The 20037-nt window shown below is 69.3% G+C and carries 18 protein-coding genes; 5 read left to right on the plus strand and 13 right to left on the minus strand.

The features are described from left to right. Window positions 1-32: 32 nt before the first annotated feature. Window positions 33-533 (plus strand): DUF2004 domain-containing protein, encoded by a 501-nt coding sequence (locus IEX05_RS01595; protein ID WP_188699644.1) that lies wholly within the window; start codon window positions 33-35, stop codon window positions 531-533. On the opposite strand, the gene IEX05_RS01600 is transcribed toward IEX05_RS01595, so the two are convergent. The 6 genes from IEX05_RS01600 to lipB form a co-directional block, all read right to left on the minus strand. Beyond that, entirely contained in the window at window positions 534-2003 is a 1470-nt protein-coding gene (locus IEX05_RS01600) for an ATP-binding cassette domain-containing protein (RefSeq protein WP_188699645.1), read from the minus strand. Then, complete coding sequence (locus tag IEX05_RS01605) at window positions 2000-2800, minus strand: ABC transporter permease (protein ID WP_188699646.1); 801 nt, start codon at window positions 2798-2800, stop codon at window positions 2000-2002. Before IEX05_RS01605 ends, IEX05_RS01600 begins: the two co-directional genes overlap by 4 nt. Beyond that, window positions 2797-3786 carry an ABC transporter permease gene (locus tag IEX05_RS01610; protein WP_229661061.1) on the minus strand — a complete coding sequence of 330 codons (990 nt, stop codon included), beginning with the start codon at window positions 3784-3786 and terminating at the stop codon, window positions 2797-2799. The genes IEX05_RS01605 and IEX05_RS01610 overlap by 4 nt, the downstream gene beginning before the upstream one ends. Next, window positions 3783-5426: an ABC transporter substrate-binding protein gene (locus IEX05_RS01615; RefSeq protein ID WP_188699647.1), complete on the minus strand. Its 1644-nt coding sequence runs from the start codon at window positions 5424-5426 to the stop codon at window positions 3783-3785. Before IEX05_RS01615 ends, IEX05_RS01610 begins: the two co-directional genes overlap by 4 nt. A 74-nt stretch (window positions 5427-5500) precedes the next feature. Continuing rightward, the gene (lipA, locus tag IEX05_RS01620) at window positions 5501-6493 is read right to left on the minus strand and encodes a lipoyl synthase (protein WP_188699648.1); all 993 of its coding nucleotides are present in this window, start codon (window positions 6491-6493) and stop codon (window positions 5501-5503) included. Continuing rightward, window positions 6490-7134 (minus strand): lipoyl(octanoyl) transferase LipB, encoded by a 645-nt coding sequence (gene lipB, locus IEX05_RS01625; RefSeq protein ID WP_188699649.1) that lies wholly within the window; start codon window positions 7132-7134, stop codon window positions 6490-6492. The genes lipA and lipB overlap by 4 nt, the downstream gene beginning before the upstream one ends. Window positions 7135-7212: 78 nt before the next feature. On the opposite strand from lipB, the gene IEX05_RS01630 reads away from it, so the two are divergent. The 3 genes from IEX05_RS01630 to IEX05_RS01640 are packed head-to-tail and all read left to right on the plus strand — an operon-like array spanning window position 7213 to window position 10195. Further along, complete coding sequence (locus tag IEX05_RS01630) at window positions 7213-7767, plus strand: TetR/AcrR family transcriptional regulator (protein ID WP_188699650.1); 555 nt, start codon at window positions 7213-7215, stop codon at window positions 7765-7767. A gap of 12 nt (window positions 7768-7779) precedes the next feature. Next, a complete protein-coding gene (gene ffh, locus IEX05_RS01635; RefSeq protein WP_188699651.1) occupies window positions 7780-9324 on the plus strand; it encodes a signal recognition particle protein in 1545 nt (514 codons plus the stop codon). A gap of 49 nt (window positions 9325-9373) precedes the next feature. After that, window positions 9374-10195 (plus strand): hypothetical protein, encoded by an 822-nt coding sequence (locus IEX05_RS01640; RefSeq protein WP_188699652.1) that lies wholly within the window; start codon window positions 9374-9376, stop codon window positions 10193-10195. Here IEX05_RS01640 and glpK read toward each other — a convergent pair. Then, the gene (glpK, locus tag IEX05_RS01645; RefSeq protein WP_188699653.1) at window positions 10163-11677 is read right to left on the minus strand and encodes a glycerol kinase GlpK; all 1515 of its coding nucleotides are present in this window, start codon (window positions 11675-11677) and stop codon (window positions 10163-10165) included. The two genes, IEX05_RS01640 and glpK, sit on opposite strands and share 33 nt — an antisense overlap. Then, window positions 11670-13367: a glycerol-3-phosphate dehydrogenase/oxidase gene (locus tag IEX05_RS01650; RefSeq protein ID WP_188699654.1), complete on the minus strand. Its 1698-nt coding sequence runs from the start codon at window positions 13365-13367 to the stop codon at window positions 11670-11672. The genes glpK and IEX05_RS01650 overlap by 8 nt, the downstream gene beginning before the upstream one ends. A 97-nt stretch (window positions 13368-13464) precedes the next feature. Between IEX05_RS01650 and IEX05_RS01655 the strand changes: the two genes are divergently transcribed. Further along, window positions 13465-15114: an HNH endonuclease signature motif containing protein gene (locus IEX05_RS01655; RefSeq protein WP_188699655.1), complete on the plus strand. Its 1650-nt coding sequence runs from the start codon at window positions 13465-13467 to the stop codon at window positions 15112-15114. 3 nt (window positions 15115-15117) lie between these two features. Here the strand turns inward: IEX05_RS01655 and IEX05_RS01660 are convergent, their stop codons facing one another. Genes IEX05_RS01660 through IEX05_RS01680 form a run of 5 tightly spaced genes read right to left on the minus strand, consistent with a single transcriptional unit; the run spans window position 15118 to window position 19949 of the window. Then, window positions 15118-16008 carry a siderophore-interacting protein gene (locus tag IEX05_RS01660; protein ID WP_188699656.1) on the minus strand — a complete coding sequence of 297 codons (891 nt, stop codon included), beginning with the start codon at window positions 16006-16008 and terminating at the stop codon, window positions 15118-15120. Further along, window positions 16005-16835 (minus strand): ABC transporter ATP-binding protein, encoded by an 831-nt coding sequence (locus IEX05_RS01665; protein WP_188699657.1) that lies wholly within the window; start codon window positions 16833-16835, stop codon window positions 16005-16007. Before IEX05_RS01665 ends, IEX05_RS01660 begins: the two co-directional genes overlap by 4 nt. Further along, window positions 16832-17887 (minus strand): FecCD family ABC transporter permease, encoded by a 1056-nt coding sequence (locus IEX05_RS01670; protein ID WP_188699658.1) that lies wholly within the window; start codon window positions 17885-17887, stop codon window positions 16832-16834. Before IEX05_RS01670 ends, IEX05_RS01665 begins: the two co-directional genes overlap by 4 nt. After that, complete coding sequence (locus tag IEX05_RS01675) at window positions 17884-18918, minus strand: FecCD family ABC transporter permease (protein ID WP_188699659.1); 1035 nt, start codon at window positions 18916-18918, stop codon at window positions 17884-17886. The genes IEX05_RS01670 and IEX05_RS01675 overlap by 4 nt, the downstream gene beginning before the upstream one ends. Next, window positions 18915-19949, minus strand: a complete 1035-nt coding sequence (locus IEX05_RS01680; RefSeq protein WP_188699660.1) for an iron-siderophore ABC transporter substrate-binding protein — start codon at window positions 19947-19949, stop codon at window positions 18915-18917. Before IEX05_RS01680 ends, IEX05_RS01675 begins: the two co-directional genes overlap by 4 nt. Window positions 19950-20037 lie beyond the last annotated feature (88 nt).

The following is a 20037-nucleotide window of genomic DNA, read 5'->3' on the forward strand; positions in this document are numbered from 1 at the left end:
CATTCGGCCGACACACGTGATTGAGTAGACCCATGGCGATCGAACACGACTACTTCGGGCTGCTCGAGTCGGGTCCCGACGGCGCGATCTTCTGGAGCGAGAACGTCGATCTCGGCGACATGCGCGTCACGGTCGACCTGACGGCGCCGGACGAGGAAGACATCACGCCGGCGGCGCTCGACTCGGCGGCCTCGCTGATCGTGGGGCTCGAGATCCTCGACCGCCGCGCGCGAGACTTCATGCTCCGCGAGGTCGACAACCGGGCGAGCGACGTGACCGAGTTTGTGCTCGACATGACCGAGCGCTACGGCGACGACCTCGACGACTACCTCGTCGACGTCTCGGGCGACGCCCCTGTCGACGTGATCCGCTCGATGGAGCTGATGAGCATGACGATCCTCGCCGACGAGCACGGCAGCGAGGAGCCTTTCGCGGTACTCGAGTACACCTTCGACGCCGATGACAACGACGACGTCCTCTTCGTCAACGTCTCGACCGAGGGCGTCGTGCTCTCCGTGACGAACGAGAAGTGATCACCCCGCCGCGATGAGCTCGCGGGTGAACGGATCCTGCGGGTCAGCGTAGACGCGCTCCGTGGGACCCGTTTCGACGACGCGACCGCTCTTCATGACGAGCACGCGGTCGCTGACCCGGCGCACGACGGCGAGGTCGTGCGAGATGAAGACCATTGCGAGGCCCTCGCGTCGCTGCAGGTCGAGCAGCAGGTCGAGGATGCCGGCCTGGGTGGTGACATCGAGCGCCGAGACGGGCTCGTCGCAGACGAGCACGTCGGGCCGCGCCGCCAGCGCCCGCGCGATCGCAACGCGCTGACGCTGGCCGCCCGAGAGCCTGGCGGGCCGGCGGCCGAGCAGCACCGCGTCGAGGCCGACGCGGGCCATGAGGTCTTCGGGCGAGAGGCCGCCGGCGCGGCGGGAGAGGGAGAGGATCCGCCGCACGGTGTGCCGCGGGTCGAACGAGCCCAGCGGATCCTGCGGCACGAGCCGCACGCGCGGTGCGCCGGCGCTCGAGACGGTGCCCGCATCGGGGCGCTCCGCGCCGATGATCAGCCGCGCGAGCGTCGACTTCCCGGATCCGGACTCGCCCACGACGCCGACGGTCTCGCCCGCGCGCACGTCGATGTCGGCACCGTCGACCGCGATCGTCGAGCCATAGCGGCGCACGAGGCCGCGGGCGCCGATGAGAACCGCCCCGGGGGAGTTCGTGGGCGGCTTCGCGCCGTGCGGGATCGCCGAGAGGAGGGCGCGCGTGGTCGGGTGCGAGGGAGCCCCGAGCACGTCCGAGGTCGCGCCCTGTTCGATGATCCGGCCGCGTTCCATGACGGCGACGCGGTCGGCGACGCGACGCGCCGCGGCGAGGTCATGGGTGATGAAGATCACGGCCGCGCCGCTCGCAGCGAGCTCGCGCAGCAGGTCGAGGATCCGTGCCGCAACGGTCGCGTCGAGCGCCGTCGTCGGTTCGTCGGCGATGATGAGCTGCGCGCCACCGACGATCGCCGACGCGATGAGCACGCGCTGCCGCATGCCGCCGGAGAGATCGCCCGAGCGTCGGGAGAGCAAGGAATCGCCGTCCGCGAGGCCCGCCCGCCGGAGGGCCTCGATGACCCGGGGGCGCCGCTCGCGGCGCGGCACGCGCTGGATCTGCAGCGTCTCGCCGACCTCGGCCGCGACGGTGCGCAGCGGGTCGAGCGACTGGAGCGCGTCCTGCAAAACGAGGCCGATCTCGGATCCGCGGAGCCTCCGCCAGGCGCGCTGGCCGGCCCGGCGCATCTCGCGGCCGTCGAACGAGAGCGCATCGGCGGTGACGATGCCCTCGCGCTGAGTGAGGCCGAGCAGGCTGCGCGCGAGCACCGACTTTCCGGCCCCGGACTCGCCCACGACGCCGAGCACCTCGCCGGGGGCGAGCTCCAGCGAGACACCGTCGACGACACGTCCCGAGCCGGCGAGATCCACGGAGAGGTTCCGAACGGTGAGGAGCGCGCTCATGCGGCCGATCCCTTCGACATGCTCCGCCCGAGGACGGTCAGCGCCGTCGCCGTCACGACGATCGCCAGCCCAGGGAAGAGCGTCATCCACGGTGCGTTCAGCAGATACACGCGACCGGCGTTGAGCATCGAGCCCCACTCGGGGCTGGGCGGGGCGGCTCCCAACCCGAGGAAGCTGAGCGCCGACACCCAGACGATGGCCTGGCCGATGCCCAGGGTGATCATCGCGGCGAGCGGCCACAGCGTGTTCGGGAGCGTGTGTCGCACGAAAACGCGCCCCCGGCCGACGCCCTCGTGGCGGGCATAGGCGACGTAGTCGCTGCCGGCGACCTGCCGCACTCGGGAGCGCACCATGCGGGCGTATCCGGGTGCTGTGGCGAGACCGATCGCGAGGATCGAGCTGCCGGGGCCCGGTCCAATGACGGCGACGAACAGCAGCGCCATGACGAGCGTCGGCAGGGCGTAGAGCACCTCGACGACGCGCGTGACGGCCGCGTCGACGGCGCGCGGGCCGAGACCCGAGCAGAAGCCCAGCACGACACCGAGCCCCACGCCGATCGCCGTTGCGGCCAGACCGATGCCGGCCGAGAGCCGCGCCCCGTGCAACACGCGCGACAGCACGTCGCGCCCCGACTCATCGGTACCGAAGAGGTGCGCGAGGCTCGGCGGCTGGAAGCCGTCGACGGGTGAGATCGCCAGCGGATCCGCGGGCGCGATGAATCCGGGCGACGCGACGGCGAGGAGGATCAGCGCGACGACCGCAAGAGCGACGACGCCGGGCACGCCCAGCCGCCTCATGATCCCACCGCCACGATCGGCGCGGGGCGGTGCCGCCGCTTCAGCCGCGGATCCGCGACGAGTTCGAGCGCGTCGGTCGCGATCATGACGACGACGTAGATGAGCGCGACGATCACGATCGCCCCGACCATGACCGGCACGTCGCGGCCGAGAGCCGCGTCCTGCAGCAGTCTGCCGAGGCCCGGCCGAGCGAACAACACCTCCACGACGAGCGCCCCGGACAGCAGTCCGCCGAAGGCCCAACCCGAGAGCGAGATCGCGGGTAGGACGGCGTGACGAAGCGTGTGGCGGACGAGTACCCGAGACTCGGCTGCGCCGCGGGCGCGGGCGGTCGTCGCGAAGGGGGCAGCGTCGGCATCGTCGAGGGCGTCGCGCGACACCTGCGAGAGGAATCCCGCGATGGGCACCGCGAGCGTGATCACGGGCATGAGGAGCGAGGCGGGGTCGTTGCCCGCGCTCGTCGCGGGGAGCCACCGCAGCGAGGAGGCGAAGATCATGATCATGACGGCGCCGAGCCAGAACTGCGGCGCGACGCTCGCGACGATCTCGAGGCCGCGGACGATCGCCGCGACGAGCCGCCCGAGGTGCCCCCGGGTGACGGCCTGCAGCAGCGCCCCGAGGAGCGCCATCGCCCACGCGGCGCCAAGCGCCAGCACCGCGAGCAGCGCCGTCGATCCGAGTTGCTCGCCGATGAGCTCGGCGACGGGGCGATGCTTGGAGAACGAGTCGCCGAGGTCCAGCGTGGCGATGTCGCGCAGCTGGAGAAGGTACTGCACGACGAGCGGCTTGTCGAAGCCGTATTGGGAGATGGCTGCCTGGACCGCCTCCTCGCTCGCCTGGGATCCGGGGCCGCCGAGCACGGCCTGCAACGGATCGCCCGTCATTCGCATGGCGAAGAACACGACGGTCGCGACGAGCCAGAGCACGAGAATCGCGGCTCCGAGCTTCGCCGCGATCCATCGCGCGACGCGTGCGGCGGCGGTCACTTCGTGAGCGCGGCGTTGATCAGGGTCGGAGTGTTGATCGTGGCGATCGGCACTACGCCCTCGACCCCCTTCGTGAGGTAGTGGTTCTGCTCGTCGTAGATCGGCATGGCGGCGTACGACTCGAGGATCCGCTTCTGCGCCTCGGTGTAGAGCTCCTTGCGGCCGGCCTCGTCGGTCGTCGCGAGGGCCTCGTCGAGCAGTGCGTCGACCTCCGGATCGTTCATGCCCGACACGTTGGCGAAGTAACCCGAGGGCTCCGGGGTGCGGCTGTCGGAGTGATAGGTGATGCGCAGCACGTCGGGGCCGACCGTCGTGTAGGGGGCGGACACCGCCTCGTACTCGTACGCGAACAAGTTCTCGTACCAGCCCCAGAGATCGGTCACATTGAGCTGCACGTCGAAGCCGACCTTCGCCGTGTTCGCCTGAATCTGCTCGAAGAGCGACTGCTCGGCCTGCGTGGACTGGTTGCTCGCGACAGGGAAGCGGACCGTGAGCTTCTTGCCGTCCTTCTCGCGAATGCCATCGTCGCCCATGACCCAGCCCGCCTCGTCGAGGAGCTCGGCGGCGCGTTCGGTATCGGTACTGAACAGGGACTCGTCCGAGTAGGCAAACGGCTCCATGCTCGACATGACCGAGTAGGAGCGCTCGGCCGTGCCCGCGAACAGCGTCTCGATGCCCGGTGTCGGGTCCGCGGAACGGATGAACGCTTCGCGAACACGGATGTCGTCGAAGGGCGCCTGGGCCATGTTCAGCTCGACCCGGTTCGACGCTGCCGCGCGGGGAGCATTGATGTGCGTGATGCCCTGGCCCTCCGCCGCCATGATGTCGGTCGGCAGCGGGCTGTCGACCATCTGGACCTCATCGGAGACGAGCGCGGCCTGTCGGGTCGCGGCGTCTGGGATGAAGCGCCACTCGATCGCCTCGAGGTGAGCGGGGCCGTCGTGGTCGGCCTCGGGCGCCGTCGTCACGTAGTCGTCGTTGCGCGTGAGCAGGATCGATTCCTGCGGCGTCCACTCGCCGTACACGAAGGGGCCGGTGCCGATCGGGGCCTGGCAGTTCGCGTCCTTGCCGCGTTCGATGCCGGCCGGCGACTCCATCGCCGCCCAGTGTTGGCTGAGCACCTCGAGGAGCGCCGACTTGGGGCGCGAGAGGTTGAGGGTGAGGTGGGTGTCATCGACGATGTCGACGCTCTCGATCTCCTTGACCGCGATGCGGCCGGTCGACGAGCCCGTCTCCGGATCCTGCATGTGCTCGATGTTTGCCTTCACGGCCTCGGCGTCGAAGGGCGTGCCATCCGTGAACGCGATGCCGTCCTTCAGCACGATGTCCCAACTGAGCCCGTCCTCGCTCGGCGTGCCCGATTCCGCGAGCCAGGGGACGATCTCGCCATCGGCGGAGCGGCCGAATAGCGGTTCGAGCACCTGGGTCGCGAGCAGCGCCTGCGACCAGTAGCCGCCCACATGCGGGTCGAGGCAGCTGGGCTCGCCATACCCCGTCGCGTACACGAGCGTGCCGCCCTCGATCGTTTCGGCGGGTGCGGCGCTCGGGTCGGAGCCCTCGGAGGGCGCGGAGCACCCGGCGGCGAGCAGCGCCGCGGAGGCGAGAGCGAGAGCCAGCAGGGCACGACGGAACAGAGGCATGGAATCCCCTCGACGGTGAATTGGACGATGTCCAGAAAAGGACCGTCGACAAGTCTAACCCCGCCCGTGCGGACCTAGACCGCCTGCGCGAACTCGGCGGGCTCGTCGGCGCCGATGTGTTGCAGGTGCGAGGGGATCTCGCGTCCCTTCTCGCGCATCGACTTCGCCCACAGCCTGCCCGCCCGGTAGGAGGAGCGGACGAGGGGACCCGCGAGCACGCCCAGGAATCCGATCTCCTCTGCGAGCCTCTTGAACTCGACGAACTCGTCCGGCTTCACCCAGCGGGCCACCGGCATGTGCCGCGGCGACGGCCGGAGATACTGCGTGAGCGTGATGATGTCGCACCCCGAGTCGTGCAGGTCCTGCAGGGCGACGGCGACCTCCTCGGGCTCCTCGCCCATGCCGAGGATGAGGTTCGACTTCGTGATGAGTCCGGCCTCGTGGCCCTGCGTGATGACGCTGAGCGAGCGGTCGTAGTCGAACGCCGGCCGGATCCGTCGGAACACGCGCGGGACGGTCTCGACGTTGTGCGCGAAGACCTCGGGGCGTGCGCTGAAGATCTCGCCGAGGAAGCGCGGATCCGCGTTGTGCTCGTTCGCGAGCAGTTCGACGCCCGTGTTCGGGTTCAGGGCGTGGATCTGCCGCACCGTCTCCGCGTTGAGCCAGGCGCCCGTGTCGGCGAGATCGTCGCGCGCAACGCTCGTCACGGTCGCGTAGCGCAGGCCCATGCGCCGGACGGACTCGGCGACGCGGCGCGGCTCATCCGTGTCATAGGCGTCCGGCTTGCCGGTGTCGATCTGGCAGAAGTCGCATCGGCGGGTGCACTGGGATCCGCCGATGAGGAACGTCGCCTCCCGGTCCTCCCAGCACTCGAAGATGTTGGGGCAGCCGGCCTCCTGGCAGACCGTGTGCAGCTCCTCCGTCTTTACGAGGGAGTGGAGCTCCTGATACTCGGGGCCCTGCTTGACGCGAGTCTTGATCCACTCGGGCTTCTTCTCGATCGGGGTCTGCGAGTTGCGCACCTCGAGGCGGAGAAGCTTGCGGCCGTTGGGGGCGGAGACACTCATGCGGGGATCCTCTCGAAGGCGTCGCGGAAGGCGGACGCGGTGGCGTCCTTGATATCGGCGGGGGAGATGTCCCGCCCGGATTCGCGGGCGATGGTCGTCACGCCGGCGTCGGTGATGCCGCAGGCGACGATCTCGTCGTACGGGTCGAGGGAGTGGTTGCAGTTCAGCGCGAAACCGTGCATGGTCACGCCCTGCTGCACCCGCATCCCGATGGCGGCGATCTTGTCGGCGGATCCGTCGGCGCGCTCGACCCAGACACCGCTGCGCCCGTCGATCTGCACTCCGACGATGCCGAGATCGGCGACGAGGTCGATCAGCATGCGCTCGATGCCGCGCACGAGCTCCACCGCGTCTCCGCGGTCCGACACGCGGATGATGGGGTAGCCGACGAGCTGGCCGGGGCCGTGCCACGTGATCTTGCCGCCGCGATCCACGTCGATCACCGGCGTATCGGAGCGCGTCGGGCGCTCGTGCGGCGCGGTGCGGGAGCCGGCGGTGAACACCGGCTCGTGCTCAAGCAAGATCAGCGTCTCCGGCCGCGCTCCCGCGGCCACCTCGGCATGAATCCTGCGCTGCAGGTCCCACCCCTGAAGGTACGGCACCGCGGCGGGCATGAACCCCGCCTCCAGTACATCGAGCATGCGACATCCCTCGATAATGGACAGTGTCTAATAAACCCTACCGCGCCGATGATCAGCTCCGCGACATACCCTGGGTGCATGGCAATCCAGACGGGGAAGAGGGGCCGGCCGAGGGCTATCACGAGCGACATGCTCGCGGAAGCCGCGTGCGAACTCTTCCTCGAACAGGGCTACGAGGCCACGAACGTGGGCGAGATCGCGCAGCGCGCCGGAATCGCGCGCTCGAGCTTCTTCAATTACGCGCCTGGTAAGGCCGAACTGCTGTGGCGGTCGCTCGACGAGAGGATCGCGGCCGCCGACGACTCGCTTCCGGCGCGCGAGGTCATCCGCTCCCTCGCCTCGGGCTTCGCGCCGGATGCGCTCGCGCTCGCACTCGCGAACGCCGAGGCGATGCAGATCGAGGATCACCTCGAGCGAGAGGGCGCGCTGCGCCAGAAGCGCGTTGCCGATCTCGCCGCGCGCGCCCTGCGCCGGGAGGGCGCGGATCCGCTCGTCGCGCAGGTGCGCGGCGGTGCGTACGGGGCCGCTGTTCTCGCCGCAATCTCCTCGTGGGCGGCGAGCGGGGCCGGGTCTGCGCCCCTCGAGGCGCACCTGGATCGTGCACTCGCCGTTCTGGAGGAACCGTCGCGGTAGAATGGGGCCACCATGGCTACTTTCGGCACGCTTTCCGACCGTCTCGTCGAGACATTTAAGAACCTCCGCACGAAGGGGCGCCTGTCGGCGTCCGACGTCGACGGCACCGTCCGCGAGATCCGTCGCGCCCTGCTCGACGCCGACGTCGCGCTGCAGGTCGTCAAGGACTTCACGGCGAAGGTGCGCGAGCGCGCCCTCAGCGACGAGGTGAACAAGGCGCTGAACCCCGCGCAGCAGGTGGTGCAGATCGTCAACGAGGAACTCGTCGAGATCCTCGGCGGCACGCAGCGCAAGCTGCAGTTCGCGAAGGTCGCTCCCACGGTCATCATGCTCGCGGGTCTTCAGGGATCCGGTAAGACGACCTTCGCGGGCAAGCTCGCCAAGAAGCTGCAGAGCGAGGGGCACACGCCGATCCTCGTGGCAGCCGACCTCCAGCGTCCGAATGCCGTCAACCAGCTGCAGGTCGTCGCCGAGCAGGCGGGCGCCGCGATCTACGCGCCCGAGCCGGGCAACGGCGTCGGAGACCCCGTGAAGGTCTCGAAGGCGGGCGTCGAGTTCGCGCGGCAGAAGCAGCACGATGTGGTCATCATCGACACGGCCGGTCGCCTCGGCGTCGACGAGGAGCTGATGAAGCAGGCGTCGAAGATCCGTAAGGCGACGGATCCGGACGAGGTGCTGTTCGTCATCGACTCGATGATCGGTCAGGACGCGGTCAACACCGCCAAGGCGTTCCAGGACGGCGTCGACTTCACGGGCGTCGTGCTCTCGAAGCTCGACGGTGACGCCCGCGGTGGCGCGGCGCTCTCGGTCGCATCGGTGACCGGTCGTCCCATCATCTTCGCCTCGAACGGTGAGACGCTCGACGCGCTCGAGGATTTCCACCCCGATCGCATGGCGAGCCGCATCCTCGACCTCGGCGACATCCTGACACTCATCGAGCAGGCTCAGGCCGCGTTCGACGAGGAGGAGGCCCGCAAGGTCGCGGAGAAGCTCGCGAAGGAGGCCTTCACCCTCGAAGACTTCCTCGAGCAGATGCAGCAGCTCAAGAAGATGGGCTCGATGAAGAAGATGCTCGGCATGCTTCCCGGCATGGGCGGGCAGATGAAGCAGCAGCTCGAGAACTTCGACGAGAGCGAGATCGGCCGCACCGAGGCGATCATTCGCGGCATGACGCCCGCTGAGCGCAACAACACGAAGATCCTCAACGGTTCGCGACGCGCGCGCATCGCCCGCGGATCCGGTGTGACGGTCACCGAGGTGAACCAGCTCGTGAACCGCTTCGAGCAGGCCGCCAAGATGATGAAGAAGGTCGCCCGCGGCGAGAACGCGGGGATCCCCGGCATGGGCGCGATGCCCGGTATGAAGCCGACCGGGAAGAAGGCGAAGAAGGCGAAGGGCAAGTTCCAGGGCGGTCGCTCGGGCAACCCGGCCAAGCGCGCCGTCGAGCCGGTCGCCGAGACGGCTCCGACCGGATCCGGTTTCGGCCTGGGAGCTGCCGCGCCGCAGCCCAGCGACGCGGACCTGTCCGAGATCCAGAAGCTGTTCGGCAAGAACTGACACCGCGAGGGCGGCCCCGCGGGGCCGCCCTCGTCGTATCGGGAGGACGATGACCGACGCCTTTGCGGCCGAGAGCGCCCCGCGCGTGAACCCGCTCGGCTATCCCGGGGTGTGGCCGACCTCGTCGGTGCTCATCACGCACGACGAACTGCGCGCCGTCGACAGCCTGGAAGGCGTAAACCTCTCCGCGCGGGCACCGGTGCTGGCAATCGGGTCGAATGCCGCGCCGTCGCAGCTCCGCCACAAGTTCGCCGCCGTGGGGCTGCCCTTCGAGATCGTCTCGATGTCGGCGCGGGTCTCGGGTTACGTGTCGGGCTTCTGCGGATTCGCGGCGCCATTCGGTTATGTTCCCGCGACCCTCGTGGCCTCGCCGGGCGCCCAGAGCACGATGGCACTCCAGCTCCTCACCGATGCCCAGCTCACCGAGATCGATGCCACCGAGGCCCCGTGGTACAAGCGCGTGTGGATCGAGACCGAGATCCTGCTCGACACGGGCGACGTGCTCGGCGGGGCCTATGCCTACGTCGCGCGCGGGGGTTATCTCGCCGACGCGGCCGGGCCATGGCTGATGCACGCGCCGGAAGACGAGCTCGTGGTCGGCGGAACGCACGTCCCCGATCAGCGCAGCTTGCTGGAGCGTCTCGTCGCGGATCCACTGCTCGCCGAGGCGCTCGGCGCCCACCCGGAGGCGGTCGCCGCCCGCGGTGCCGACCCGGCGACATCCGCCCGGGCGATGCGCCGCGCGGGCGTCGTGTGCGAGGTGAACCCGCTGTACGAGCTGCCCGACGAGGTGGGGGCAACGCCGCGTCGCGCGGTCGTCCGAGCGAACGCCTCCGTGCTAGAGGACGTCGTCGTCGACCCAGTCGAGTGACTTGGTGACGGCCTTGCGCCAGCCGCGCATGAGCCGGTTGACCTCCGCGGCGTCCATCCGCGGTTCCCACCTGCGGTCCTCCTGCCAATTCGCGCGCAACTCGTCGAGGCTCTCCCAGAAGCCGGTCGCGAGGCCCGCGGCGTAGGCCGCACCGAGCGCCGTCGTCTCGGTGATCACGGGTCGAACGACGGGCACGCCCAGGATGTCGGCCTGGAATTGCATAAGGGTGTCGTTCGCGACCATGCCGCCGTCGACGCGCAGTTCGCTCAGATCCATGGGGGAGTCGGTGCCGACGGCGTCGAGCACGTCGCGCGTCTGATACGCGACCGCTTCGAGCGCGGCGCGCGCGATGTGTCCCTTATTGGCGAACCGGGTGAGCCCGACGATCGCACCGCGGGCGTCGGGGCGCCAATACGGGGCAAAGAGGCCGCTGAACGCGGGAACGAGGTAGACGCCCCCGTTATCGTCGACGCTCGCCGCCAGCGACTCGACCTCCGGAGCGGACCTGATGATGCCGAGCTGATCGCGCAGCCACTGGATGAGCGAGCCGGTGACGGCTATCGAACCCTCGAGCGCGTACCGCACCGGCTGCTCGCCGAGTTGGTATCCGACGGTGGTCAGCAGTCCCCCGGAGGACAGGATCTTCTCCTCGCCGGTCTGGAAGATGAGGAAGTTGCCCGTGCCATAGGTGTTCTTGCTCTCGCCGGCCTCGAACGCGGCCTGGCCGAAGGTGGCGGCCTGCTGGTCGCCGAGGATACCGGCGATCGGGGTCTCCCGCAGCAGCGAGGAATCCTTCGCATAACCGTAGATCTCGCTCGAGGAGCGGATCTCGGGCAGCATCGACCTCGGCACGTCGAAGTCGGCGAGGATGTCATCGCGCCACTCGAGGGTGTCGAGATCCATAAAGAGCGTGCGCGAGGCGTTAGTCACATCGGTCGCATGCACGCCGCCGTCCGGGCCACCCGTGAGGTTCCACAGGACCCACGTGTCGGTCGTGCCGAAGAGCAGCTCGCCGCGTTCGGCGCGCTCGCGGGCGCCCGGGACGTTCTCGAGGATCCACGCGATCTTCGTGCCGGCGAAGTACGTCGCGAGAGGCAGGCCCACGATGCTCGTGTAGCGGTCGGTGCCGTGGCCCTTCGCGAGGCGATCGACGATCGCTTGCGTGCGGGTGTCCTGCCAGACGATTGCGTTGTACACCGGCTCACCCGTCGCGCGATCCCACACGACGGCGGTCTCGCGCTGATTCGTGATGCCGACCCCGGCGAGGTGATGGCGGGTGAGGCCCGCGCGGCTCAGGGCGAGACCGATGACCTCCTGCACATTGCGCCAGATCTCGGCGGGGTCGTGTTCGACCCAGCCGGGCTTCGGCAGGATCTGCTCGTGCTCCTTCTGTCCCGTCGCGACGATTGTTCCGCGGCGATCGAAGATGATCGCGCGGCTTGAGGTCGTGCCCTGGTCGATCGCGAGAATGTAGTCAGGCATGAGCGGCCTCCGTTCCGAGCGCAATACCATGCGCCTCGCGCAGTTCGTTCGCCGTCTGGTCGATCTCACGGGCGAGGCGGTCCTCGTCCCAGCCGAGCAGGGGAGCGAGCGCACCCGCGACGCGGGCGAGCAACTCGTAGGTCACGGATCCCGTGAACGCGAGATCCGTGCGGCGCAGGATCACATCGACGAGGTGGACGACGTGCTCGTGGTCGACCATCCAGGCGAGTTCGCGCGTCGACAGCCGGTCGCCGGCGAGGGGCTCGTCGTGCTCGGCCTCGAGCGTGTCCCATACGGCCGCGGCGCGCGTGCCGTAGCGACCCAGCAGCACGTTCCCGCGCGTGCCGGATCCGGGGATCCGCGTCCGTAGCCACACGCCGCGCGCGCGGGGCGACATCGGGAAGTCTCGTCCGCCACCGATGGCGCGGTTCTTCGTGCTGACCGCGCGCGGGACGCCGATGTGGTCGAGGACGAGGCTCGAGAGCGTCTCGCCCAAAGCCCGGAACGTGGTCCATTTGCCGCCCACGAGGGTGATGAGCGGGATGCCGCGGCTCGAATCGACGACGAGCCGGTAATCGCGCGAGATCTGACCGGTGCTGGACGCATCACTGGCAGGCAGGGGTCGGATTCCGCTGAAGCGGTAGACGATCTGTTCGCGCGAGACCGAGATGTCGGGGAACACGTCGCCGATGAGGTCGAGGAAGTAATCGACCTCTTCCTCCGTGCAGCGGGCGGGCTTCGCCGGATCCGCGGCGATATCGGTCGTGCCGACCATCACCCGGCCCTTCAGCGGGTAGATGAGGACGATGCGCCCGTCGGAATGCTCGAAGAAGATCTCGCGTCCGCCCGTCGCCGCGACGAGCTCGGGATGATCGAGCACGATGTGGGAGCCCTTGGTGCCGCCCATGAGGTGGGTGGGGGCGCCGAGCGCGGCGTTCGTCAGGTCGGCCCACGGACCGCTCGCGTTGATGACGGCGTCTGCCTCGATCGTGAAGTTCTCACCGGTCTCGCGGTCGCGCAGGGTCACGCCCGTGCCGGTGAAGCCTGTCGCCTCTACGTAGTTGAGGGCCCGCGCCGAGCGGTTCGATTCGAGGCCGTCGTTCAGCACGTCGAGCGCGAGACGTTCGGGGTCGTGCATCGAGGCGTCGAAGTACGTCGCGGTGTATTTGACCCTGGGGTTGAGACGGGGGAGTTCTCGAAGCGACGCCGTGTGGCCCCGGAAGCGGTGCCAGGGCGTGCGGCGCCCCGGGCCCACGAAGACGTCGTAGATCGTCAAGCCGATCTTGATGAGTGCCGCTCCGCGCTCGGTGGGTTTCCCGGATCGGCCGAGCAGGAACTTCAGCGGCGCCTGGAACAGGCCCGACCAGAAGTGGTAAATCGGAACCGTCGTCTTGAGCGGCTTGACGAAGTGCGGCGCGGTCTTCAGGAGATCGTTGCGCTCCGTGACGGATTCATGCACGAGGCGGAACTCGCCGTTCTCGAGGTAGCGGATGCCGCCGTGGACCATGTGGCTCGATGCAGCCGATGCGCCCGATGCGAAGTCGTTGCGCTCGACCAGTAGAACATCGACGCCCTGGAGGGCGAGATCGCGGAACGTCGCGATCCCGTTGATCCCGCCGCCGATGATCACGACCTGCGCGCGGCCTCGTTCACGAACCTGGGTCACAACACTGCGTTCCGGGGCGCTCATGGCTCCAGCGTATCGCTGGAGAGGCGTGTTTCGATGTTCGATAATGATCCTCCATTGAAGCCTTGAGATGGGAACGGACATTCGATAGACTGGGTTTATGGACGCCGAAGTCTTCGATGATGTGCTCGCCGGGCTCTCGCCCGAACGACGCATCGAAGCGCGTGCAGTTCTCGATGAGATGGCAGATGCCCGTCAGGCCCGGGCCATGATCGATGCCCACGAAATGCATCTCTACGCGCGGCTGGCGTCGCTCGCCGACGAACAGGCTGCCGCGTCCGCCTACGCCAACGCGCGGGACTATGCGCGACGGTCCTTTGCCGCCGAAGCCGCCATCGCGACGTGCGTGGCGCCCGGCGAGGCCCGGGCGCAGATGGAGCTCGCCGAACGCCTCGACGCCGACTGTCCCGAGACGCTCGCCGCACTCCGCGAGGGCGAGATCTCGCTCCGTCATGCGGAGCAGGTTGTGCGCGCGGGGCTGAACCTCGACACTGGCGCACGGGCCTCCCTCGATCACCACGCGGCCGAGCTCGCGAAGCGCCGCACACCGCGACAGCTCGGCGTCGTGCTGCGCAAGCACGCCGCCGACATCGACTCGCGGTCGATGCGCGAGAAGCACGCAGACGCCCGAGCACGGCGCTTCGTCACGGTGCGTGCGGGGGAGGACGGCATGGGCGACATGCACATCCATGCCGAGCTGTTCGTGCTCCGGGCAGTCCACGACTATGTCGACCAGATGGCGCGCGAGGTGAAGGGCGATCGCGCCCGTGCGCGTGTCGCCTTCGCGCGGATCCACGGACACCTGCCCGAAGCGGGGTGGACGGCACCGGTGTCGGGTGCGGTCGACGCGAGCGATCCTCTCTCGGTCGCGGCAACGGATCAGCGCACGCTCGCGCAACTTCGCGTCGATCTGTTCACCGATCTGCTCCTCACGGCCCGCCCCACGGCGCACCGGCTCCACATCGCGGGCACGGGCGAAGCGCTCGACGCGATCCGCCCGAGCGTGCAGGTCACGATTCCCGTCGAGCAGATGCTCGACCCCGACCGCGGCGTCGCCTATACGGACGCGGGTGAACTCATCCCGCCCGATACGGCGCGGATCCTCGCGGGCAACGCGGAGGGATGGGACCGGATTTTCTATCGACCCTCCGACGGCACGATCGCGGCGGTGGACCGATATCGACCGACAGCGGCACAGCGGCGCGCCGTGAGAGCCCGCGACATGACATGCCGAATACCGGGCTGTGAGGTTCCCGCGCGTCGGTGCGATATCGATCACGGGCACGATCATGCGCGGGGCGGCCCTACAGCGGTCGAGAACCTCGAGGCGCTCTGCCCCGGCCACCACCAGATGAAGCACCAGTCCGGCTGGAGCGTGCGGCAGGTCGGCGGCGGCGTGATCGAGTTCACGACGCCCAGCGGCCGGGTCGTCTCCGACGAGCCGATGAGCCGCGTGTTCTTCCACGCGACTCCCGAGGCCGAGGCGGAGGAACAGCGTTCGCTCATCGCGGAGCACGAAACGGAGCGAGTGCACCTTCTCGAACAGGACCGGCGCGACGACGTCGCTGAGCGTCGTCCTGCAGACGAGGAGTTGCCCGGTCCGGAGCCGATCGATGAGTTCGTCTCCGGGGAGCAGGCACATTCGGGCGCGAGCCTGCTCGAGGTCTTCATCGGCGAACTGCTCGCGGGCGCGAGCCGTGTTCCCGGGGTGGTGGACGCGTACTTCGGGGCGGGCCGCGCCCGTGCCTGAACCTCAGCTGCCCTCGGCGCGCCCGAGGCGCCAGTAGCCCATAAACGAGACAGCGCGGCGGTCGATGCCGACGTCCTTCACGAGGTGGCGGCGGAGCGACTTCACGGCGCTCGCCTCGCCCGCGATCCAGGCGTAGAGCGGCGCGGATTTGAGGGCGGCGCCGCCCTTGGCCGTGCGGGGGACCTCCCAGAGGATCCCCGAATCGATGTCGACCTCTTCGACATCGGATCCGCGCCCGTTCGGGCAGAGTGCTCCTGCGTGCTCGCGCACCGCGCTTTCGAGGTGCTCGTGCCGCGCCCGCGACCCTCGCCCGGCGGCGTGGATCCGGAAGCCCGGGTGCTCCGGAAGGTACGCGACATCTTCCTCGTGCGGAACCTCGAGGACGACGACGCCCGTCGCCTCGCGGGGGAGTTGTTCGAGGATCACGGCGATCGCGGGTGCGGCCGTCTCGTCGCCGACGAGCAGGTACTCGTCCGTCTGGGCGGGAGGGACGAAGTCGATGCCGAAGCTGACGCCCGTCGAGTGGATGCTCGGCGCGACGAGGAGGATCTCGTCGCCCACCGATGCCGATTCGATCCACACCGACGCGGGGCCATCGGGCTCGTGCGCGACCATGTCGATGTCGACCTCTCCCGGTCGCACCGCGCGCGTCGTGTAGGTGCGGAACGGCGGTCGGGCGTCTTCGGGAAGCGCACGCCATTCGGTGTACCAGTCGTCGCCCGTCGGCATCGCATCGAGCGAGACCGTCGGCGTGGGGAAGACGACCTTGATGCGCTGATCAAAGCCCGGATCACCGTACTCGTGGATGTCGTCGCCCGTCACCGTGAAACGGCGGAAGCTCGGGGTGAGGTCCGTGATGCGGGTCACGCGGGCGCGGAAAATACGGGTCGTCATGCGAGGGCTCCAATACGGGGGGCGCGTGACCGGTCGTGGTGGCGCCCACGGGGCACGACCAACGGGGTCTGCGAAACGGGGTCGACGATGACTTCGGCGTCGAGGCCGAACACGTCGTCGATGAGCGTCGGCGTGACGACGTCCTGCGGGGCGCCGCTCGCAATGAGGGAACCGGCGCGCATCGCGAAGAGATGATCGGCGTAGCGGGCGGCGAGGTTGATGTCGTGCAGCACCACCGCGATCGTCGTGCCGCGCGAGCGGTTGAGATCGGTGAGCAGGTCGAGCACCTCGACCTGATGCGCGAGATCGAGGAACGTCGTCGGTTCGTCCAGCAGGAGCACGTCGGTGTTCTGTGCGAGCGCCATCGCGATCCAGACGCGCTGCCGCTGGCCGCCGGAGAGTTCGTCGACGCTCCGGTCCGCGAGCTCGGCCACCCCGGTGGCGGCGAGCGCGTCGGCCACGGCCTCGTCGTCGGCGGCGGTCCAGGCACGGAACATCTTCTGGTGGGGGTGCCTGCCGCGCCCGACGAGGTCGGCGACGGCGATACCCTCGGGCGCGATCGGCTGCTGCGGGAGCAGGCCGAGCGTCGTCGCGAGCTTCTTCGTCGGGATCCGGTCGATCGCCGATCCGTCGAGCAGCACCGCCCCGCCCGTGGGCTTCACGAGCCTCGACAGCGTCTTCAGCAGCGTCGACTTCCCGCACGCGTTCGCGCCGACGATGACGCTGATCTTGCCGGGCGGCAGCTCGAGATCGACCCCGTCGACGATCGTGCGGGATCCGTAGCCGGCGGACAGCGTCTGCGCTGAAAGAGAGTGCGTGATCGTCATGAGGAACCTCCGTTGCGGCTCATTCGGATGAGCAGGAAGAGCAGATAGGGGGCACCGACGATGCCGGTGATCACCCCGACGGGGAACGCCGTGTCGAAGGCGAACTGGCCGATGAGGTCGGCGGCGAGCACGAGGCACGCGCCGACGAGACCGGCCGGGATGATCGCCGGTGCTCCGGGGCCGACGATGCGCGTGGCGATGGGCCCCGAGAGGAGCGCCACGAAGGCGATCGGGCCGGTGCTCGCCGTCGCGACGCACGCGAGCGCGACGGCGGCGACAATGAGGACGACGCGGGTGGCGCCGACCCGGACGCCGAGCGCCGTGGCCGATGCCTCACCGAGTTCGAGCGCTCGAAGCGCGCGCGACACGGCGACGATGATCGGCACGAGCACGACGACTCCGACGATGAGTGGCCAGAGACCGTCGGGTTGCACGCCGTTCAGGCTGCCGGTGAGCCAGCGCATCGCGACTGAGACGTCCCACTCCGAGGCACGCTGCACGAGGAACTGCACGACGGCGTTGAGCATGGCGCCGATGCCGATGCCGATGAGGATCAGGCGGCCGCCGGTTGACTCGCCGCCGCGCGCCGCGAGATAGATCGCGAGCGCGGTGGCTATGCCGACGAGCAGGGCGAGGGCCGTCGTCGCGCCCGCCGACCAGTGCAACACCACGAGGGAGAACACGGCCGCCGCCGAGGCGCCCGAGGTGATGCCAATGACATCGGGGCTCGCGAGCGGATTGCGCAGCATCGTCTGGAAGGTGGATCCCGCAACGCCGAAGGCGATACCGGCGAGCACGCCCGCGATGAGCCGCGGAATCCGCAGGGTGCCGACCGTGAACGAGGCACCCGGCACGTCCTGGCCGACGATGACCCCCCAGACCTGGGCCGGTGTGTAGAAGGTGTTGCCGAACATGAGCATCGCGGCGGCGAGCACGATGAGGAGCGCGGCGAGGACGAGCGAGGCGATCGCACGGCGACGCGCGCGGCGGACCCGGCCGGCGCGGATCGCGACGACGGGCGAGGTGGCGGCGGGAGTCGTGACGGCGGTCATAGTGCCCTCATTCGAGTGCGCCGGGCGATCGCGACGAGCACGGGTGCGCCGAGGAATGCGGTGACGATGCCGGCCTCGACCTCGCCGGGAGAGCCGATGAGGCGGCCGATCGTGTCGGCGACACAGAGCAGGGCGGCGCCTCCGAGCGCGGATAACGGCAGGATCGCCCGCTGGTCGGGACCGACGACGAGGCGGACGGCGTGCGGCACCATGAGGCCGACGAACGCGATCGGTCCCGCGACGGCCGTGACGGACGCGCACAGGATCACCCCGGCGGCCGCGGCGATCGCGCGCGTCGTCCCGACCTTCACACCGAGGCCGCGGGCGACCTCGTCGCCGAGGGCCAGCGCGTTCATTCCTCCCGCGAGCGCGAAGACCGCGATCGCGGCGACGAGCAGGAGCGGCGCGACGGCGCCGATCGATCCCCAGGTCGCCCCGCCCGTGCCGCCGACCTGCCAGAAGCGGAAGTCGTTCATCGCGGCGGCGCGGGGGAGCATCACGGCGCTCACGAGCGACGAGAGCGCCGCGCTCATGGCCGCGCCGGCGAGGGCGAGCTTGATGGGCGTCGCGCCGCCCGCTCCGAGCGATCCGACGACGTAGACGACCACGGCCGCGAGCGCACCGCCCGCGAGCGCGAGCCCGAGATAGGAATACACCGAGGTGATGCCGAAGAAGGCGATGCCACAGACGACGAAGAGCGATGCGCCCGTGTTCACCCCGAGGATCCCGGGATCCGCGATCGGGTTGCGGGTGACGGCCTGCATGACGCCGCCCGAGAGCGCGAGCGCCGCGCCGGCGACGATCGCAAGCACCGTGCGGGGGATCCGCTCGGTCACGGCGATCGCGCCGATCCGCTCGGCGCCGTCACCGGTGACGAACGCCCGCAAGCCCTCGAAGACCTCGCCGAGCGACACCGAACGCGAGCCGAAGGCGAGCGAGAACACGATCGCCGCGACGACGACGACAACGCCGACCGCCGTTCCCCACGCGGTGCGTGAGGAACGGCGAACGGGCGACGAGACGAGTGTCACTCTGCGAGCGAGGCCGCGTCGTCGAGCATGCCGACGTAGGTGTCGAGCATCCACGGGATCGACAGCGCCGTCGGCGTGACGGATCCGCTGAGCGCGTCGCCGGATCCCATCGTCACGATCGCGCCGTTCTTGACGGCGTCCAGCGTTCCCCACAGCGGGTCGGACTGGAAGGCCTTGACCAGGTCCTCGTCGCCGTACATGACGAACACGTCGACGTCGGCAAGAACGTCGGCGTTCTCGGCGGCGATGTCTGCGTAGAACGCGCCGCTATCCGAGGTGTCCACCGCGAGCTGCGGCCAGTCGAAGCCGAGGTCGCCGAGGAATGCGGTGCGCGAGTCGCCGGTCGCGTAGATCGAGATCGTGGAGAGGTCGGCGGGGTTCACGTAGAAGAACGCCGCCTTCTTGCCCTCGAAGCTCGTGATGTCGGCCGTTGCGTCGGCGATCTGCGCGTCGAGATCTGCCACGAGGGCCTCGCCCTCCGCCTTCTTCCCCAGCGCCTCGGCGTCGAGCTTGATCGCGTCGCGCCACGGCGTGTACCAGGGGATGTCGGGGTAGGCGACGGTCGGTGCGATCTTGCTGAGCGTCGCGTAGTCGTCCTCGGTGAGGCCCGAGTACGCCGCGAGGATCACGTCGGGAGCGGTGTCGGCGATCGCCTCGAAGTCGACGCCGTCGGTCGTGTCGAAGATGACCGGCTTCTCGGCACCGAGCTCGTCGTATGCGTCGAGCGTCCAGTCGTACAGGCCGAGACCGTCGTCACCGGTCATCGACCAGGTCTGGTCATCGGCGCCCACGGGCGCGATGCCGAGGGCCAGCGCCACATCCTGGTTGCCCCAGCCCACGGAGGCCACGCGCTCGGCGCCGGCGGGGATCGTGGTCGTGCCGAGCGCGTGCTCGACCGTGATGTCCTCGGAGGGGGCCGCCGACTCCGCGGGGGTCTGCGAGCCCGCGGGAGCTGCTTCGCTGCCACAGGACGCGAGGAGAAGAGCGGTGCCGGCGAGGGCCAGGGTTGCGAGGATCGGGCGCGCGGACATGGGGGCCTTTCGTAGGGGGAGGCGCTCCGAGAGGAGCTCGTAGGCAAGCCTTGCCTAACTTTATCGAAATCGCAAACGCGCCGCGCCG

Origin of the sequence: Microbacterium nanhaiense (genome assembly GCF_014646015.1) — a bacterium.
Taxonomy (GTDB): domain Bacteria; phylum Actinomycetota; class Actinomycetes; order Actinomycetales; family Microbacteriaceae; genus Microbacterium; species Microbacterium nanhaiense.

Excerpts from the sequence above, each read along its gene's own strand:
- ffh (WP_188699651.1), top strand. The coding sequence starts at position 7,780 with ATGGCTACTTTCGGCACGCTTTCCGACCGTCTCGTCGAGACATTTAAG.
- IEX05_RS01655 (WP_188699655.1), top strand. The coding sequence starts at position 13,465 with ATGGACGCCGAAGTCTTCGATGATGTGCTCGCCGGGCTCTCGCCCGAA.
- IEX05_RS01615 (WP_188699647.1), bottom strand. The coding sequence starts at position 5,426 with ATGCCTCTGTTCCGTCGTGCCCTGCTGGCTCTCGCTCTCGCCTCCGCG.
- IEX05_RS01605 (WP_188699646.1), bottom strand. The coding sequence starts at position 2,800 with ATGAGGCGGCTGGGCGTGCCCGGCGTCGTCGCTCTTGCGGTCGTCGCG.
- IEX05_RS01640 (WP_188699652.1), top strand. The coding sequence starts at position 9,374 with ATGACCGACGCCTTTGCGGCCGAGAGCGCCCCGCGCGTGAACCCGCTC.
- IEX05_RS01600 (WP_188699645.1), bottom strand. The coding sequence starts at position 2,003 with ATGAGCGCGCTCCTCACCGTTCGGAACCTCTCCGTGGATCTCGCCGGC.
- glpK (WP_188699653.1), bottom strand. The coding sequence starts at position 11,677 with ATGCCTGACTACATTCTCGCGATCGACCAGGGCACGACCTCAAGCCGC.
- IEX05_RS01665 (WP_188699657.1), bottom strand. The coding sequence starts at position 16,835 with ATGACGATCACGCACTCTCTTTCAGCGCAGACGCTGTCCGCCGGCTAC.
- lipB (WP_188699649.1), bottom strand. The coding sequence starts at position 7,134 with ATGCTCGATGTACTGGAGGCGGGGTTCATGCCCGCCGCGGTGCCGTAC.
- IEX05_RS01595 (WP_188699644.1), top strand. The coding sequence starts at position 33 with ATGGCGATCGAACACGACTACTTCGGGCTGCTCGAGTCGGGTCCCGAC.
- IEX05_RS01670 (WP_188699658.1), bottom strand. The coding sequence starts at position 17,887 with ATGACCGCCGTCACGACTCCCGCCGCCACCTCGCCCGTCGTCGCGATC.
- lipA (WP_188699648.1), bottom strand. The coding sequence starts at position 6,493 with ATGAGTGTCTCCGCCCCCAACGGCCGCAAGCTTCTCCGCCTCGAGGTG.
- IEX05_RS01650 (WP_188699654.1), bottom strand. The coding sequence starts at position 13,367 with ATGAGCGCCCCGGAACGCAGTGTTGTGACCCAGGTTCGTGAACGAGGC.
- IEX05_RS01630 (WP_188699650.1), top strand. The coding sequence starts at position 7,213 with ATGGCAATCCAGACGGGGAAGAGGGGCCGGCCGAGGGCTATCACGAGC.
- IEX05_RS01680 (WP_188699660.1), bottom strand. The coding sequence starts at position 19,949 with ATGTCCGCGCGCCCGATCCTCGCAACCCTGGCCCTCGCCGGCACCGCT.
- IEX05_RS01660 (WP_188699656.1), bottom strand. The coding sequence starts at position 16,008 with ATGACGACCCGTATTTTCCGCGCCCGCGTGACCCGCATCACGGACCTC.